The organism is Pantoea sp. SIMBA_079 (assembly GCF_046940275.1).
GTDB lineage: Bacteria > Pseudomonadota > Gammaproteobacteria > Enterobacterales > Enterobacteriaceae > Pantoea > Pantoea borealis.
In genome coordinates, this window is the sequence record NZ_JAWRYR010000086.1 from 1 (window position 1) to 353 (window position 353).

The window sequence follows — 353 nt, forward strand, 5'->3', positions numbered from 1 at the left end:
GCGCGATCGGCCTGTACCTGGGCAGCATCGCCAGTGCCAACGCCGCGCCGGCGCTCGTCAACCTGCTGTTCCTGCCGATGGCCTTCCTGTCGGGCCTGTGGCTGCCGTTGTCGATGCTCCCGGACGTGTTCGCGCGGCTGGCGCCACTATGGCCGGCCTGGCACCTGGCGCAGATCGCGCTCGGCGTGGCGGGGCAGACGGGACCGCAGCCGCTGTGGCTGCACCTGCTGGTGCTGACGGTCGTGACGCTGGCCTGCGGCGTGCTCGCGTTGCGCCGGCTGGCGCGGGCGGTCTGAGATCATGCATCCAACGGATTCGGGGAGAACGCAATGACACGGAGACAAGGACACGGC

1 protein-coding gene is annotated in these 353 nt (G+C 70.3%); it reads left to right on the forward strand.

The window, feature by feature from the left end; genetic code table 11:
- The coding region (locus tag SB719_RS19220; RefSeq protein ID WP_412159612.1) for a hypothetical protein at window positions 1-296 on the forward strand (296 nt) is incomplete at its 5' end.
- Between the last annotated feature and the right edge of the window lie 57 nt (window positions 297-353).